At 49.6% G+C, this 3068-nt stretch carries 3 protein-coding genes and 1 other RNA gene; all 4 read left to right on the forward strand.

Annotated features, from left to right (window positions below; all coding sequences use genetic code 11):
* Positions 1–721 (forward strand): molybdopterin dinucleotide binding domain-containing protein (locus PHU49_16370; protein MDD5245586.1); only part of this gene is annotated, 721 nt, incomplete at its 5' end.
* 383 nt (positions 722–1104) lie between these two features.
* An RNA gene (ffs, locus tag PHU49_16375) (signal recognition particle sRNA small type) lies at positions 1105–1202 on the forward strand.
* 26 nt (positions 1203–1228) lie between these two features.
* Positions 1229–2713: a DNA polymerase III subunit gamma/tau gene (gene dnaX, locus PHU49_16380; GenBank protein MDD5245587.1), complete on the forward strand. Its 1485-nt coding sequence runs from the start codon at positions 1229–1231 to the stop codon at positions 2711–2713.
* A gap of 11 nt (positions 2714–2724) precedes the next feature.
* Positions 2725–3039, forward strand: coding sequence for a YbaB/EbfC family nucleoid-associated protein (locus PHU49_16385; GenBank protein ID MDD5245588.1), 315 nt, complete (start codon positions 2725–2727; stop codon positions 3037–3039).
* The last annotated feature ends 29 nt before the right edge of the window (positions 3040–3068 follow it).

A 3068-nucleotide genomic window follows, 5' to 3' on the forward strand; every position in this document is an offset into this window, starting at 1 on the left:
CATGCTCAGGAAAAAGGCCATTGAACCGTTATATGAAAGCTGGTCGGAGTGGAGATTGTTGACGGAGCTTGCAAAGAGGCTTGGGATCGGAAAGGATTTTCCATGGCAGACAGAGGAAGAGCTTGTGGTCTTTGAACTTGCGCGTACAGGATTGACCTTCGGACAGCTCCTTGAAGAAAAACCGGAAGGCGCCTTCTTCAAAGAGAAGGGTTACGGAATGAAAGGAGGAGGGTTCTTAACGCCTTCGGGCAAGATCGAGATATACAGCAGCACGCTGGAGAAGATCGGTTTTGACCCTCTCCCAACCTATCTTGAGCCGCAGAGGAGTCCCGCGAATTCCCCTGAGTTATTGAAACAGTATCCCTTGATACTTTCTACGGGCAACAGGAACCGTTATTACACGCACGGACAATTCAGGGGAATCGGGTCATTGAAAGAAAAGAATCCTGAACCGCAGGCGGAGATAGGACCTGAGACCGCCCGGACCTACGGCATCGACAACGGGGATGACGTGGTCATCGAGACGAACAGGGGATCTGTCCGGATGAAGGCACATGTGGACGAAAGGGTTGCCGAAGGGGTGGTCCTTGTTCCCCACGGCTGGTCCGGAGAGGCAAACGCGAACCTGTTGACGGATACCGATTGCCGGGAGCCCATTATGGGCTATCCGGAGGTAAAGGCGCTGTTGTGCGCAATCAGAAAAGCGGCTCATAGTTCATAGCTCATGGCTCATAGTGAACCGGACGCTGGATACTCGACGCTGGATACGGAATCAGCATAGCGCAAAGCGCAGGGCGCATAGCGTCACAACCATGAGGAGCTTCATTCTTTATCGTCATCGCGAGGAGCGAAGCAACGTGGCGATCTCAAAAGATGGGATTGCCGCGCTGCGCTCGCAATGACACTACGCCACGCCCTGCGGGCTCGCAATGACAAAACGCCGCGCTTCGCTCGCAATGACACTGCGCCATACACTGCGGGCTTGCCGACCTATTACCTCTCTCTTTTCACCTTTTACCTTTCACACCCTCTATTCACTGTCGTTTGCCTTTACGTATGTAATTGCTTTGCTTTGTAGCCGGATGTTTTGTATAATATCCCTACAACCAGGCCCTGCGCAACGTGAATGTTATGAACCCCGTCAGGTCCGGAAGGAAGCAGCGGTAATAACTGTTCCGTGTGCCGCAGGTAGCCTGGTCTAAAATATGGACACACGGGGTATTTTCGTTTGAGTTATACAGTCATTGCAAGGACGTGGAGACCTAAAAGATTTGAGGACGTCGTAGGACAGCCCCACATTACCACTACGCTGAAGAACTCCATCCAGTCAGGAAGAATATCCCATGCCTACCTATTTACGGGCCCGAGAGGCGTCGGCAAGACCTCCATGGCGAGGATCCTTGCCAAGGCCGTCAATTGTCAGAACGGACCGTCAGCGGAACCCTGCGATGAGTGCGAGAACTGCAAGGCAATCAACAGCGGTAATTTCGTTGACGTCATAGAGATCGATGCCGCCTCCAAGACAGGCGTTGACGAGATGAGGGAGCTTACAGAGAGCGTGCATTATATGCCGATGCGCGGGATCTACAAGGTCTATATCCTTGATGAATCACACATGTTATCGAGGTCTGCGGTAAGTGCGTTATTGAAAACCCTGGAAGAACCGCCGGGCCATAATATCTTTATCCTTGCTACCACGGAAGTACAGAAGATCCCTTATACGATCATGTCGAGATGCCAGCGTTTTGATTTCAGGAGGATCTCGGAAAAGGATATTGTTGAACAGTTGAAGAAGATCTGTCACGAAGAGGGGATCGGATATGACGAGGGGGTCTTTCAATATATTGCTGTTGAGGCAGACGGAAGCCTCCGTGATGCCGAATCGATGCTGGACCAGATCATCGGGTTTGGCGGAAAATATATCGCGGAAAAGGATGTCATCAGTATCATCGGGATCGTCGAGAGGGATGTATTGTACAGGATCATCAAATCGATCTTTGACGGTGACCTGAAGGAAGGGCTGGAGATCATTGAGAGGACCCTCAGCGAAGGATATGACATACATCAGGTTTACAGGGGTCTCATATCGTTTTTGAGGAACATGATGCTTATCAAGGTCTGCGACGGTATACCGTCCTTTCTCTATATCGGTGAAGAAGAATACAAGAGGGTTTCAGGTCTGCTGCAGGGGATAGAATATTACGAGATCCAGAATATGCTCCATTATTTGTTAAAAGCGGAAGATCTGCTGAAGGGGTTCTTCCCCAAGGTCTCTCTGGAGGTCCTTTACATCAACCTCTACAATCTCTCAAAGCTGCGGGACGTTGAAAAGGTCCTTGATAATCTTGAACGCCGTGATCATACCGTCGAACAAACCGTTGTCAGTCCCGTTGAAGATTTTGTGGCCAGAGAGGTAACCGAACCGCTCCGTGAACTGGATGCGAAAGGTTTTGTCGAGTACGTGAAAAAAAAGAAGCCCTTTATCGGCGGCGTTTTCGAAAATCTTCAAGTGCAGGTCGAACAGGACAGTTTTGTTATCTTTCTCGATAAGCGGTATACCGGCATTATAAAGACTGAAGGCGACGAGATAAAACGCCTTCTCAAGGAGTTTTTCGGCAGAGACATGGCGATCGTTATCAAGGATGCCGGTCAGGTGAAGAAAAGTATCCTCGATGATTTTGTAAAAGAGGCTGAGTCGTTGTTTAACCTTTAATAGGAGGTTTTATGTCGAAGCAATTCGGGCAGATTCTGCAGCAGGCAAAAAAGATGCAGGATAAATTGATGAAGATACAGGAAGAGGTTGCGAACAAGACCGTTGAGGCGCAATCAGGCGGAGGGATGGTTTCCTGCGTTGTGAATGGAAAACAAGAGGTGCTCACTCTAAAAATTTCTGACGAGATCTGGGAAGAAAAAGACAGGGAGCTTCTTGAGGATCTGGTCATGGCGGCAATCAATGAGGGTCTCAATAAATCACGGGAGATGCTGCAGGAAGAGATGGCAAAGGTAACCGGCGGCATGCAGATGCCTTTCGGGATGTAAGTGTGTTTTATCCTGCGCCGATAGAAAGG

It is taken from the genome of Syntrophorhabdaceae bacterium (genome assembly GCA_028713955.1).
Classification (GTDB): Bacteria; Desulfobacterota; Syntrophorhabdia; order Syntrophorhabdales; family Syntrophorhabdaceae; genus UBA5609.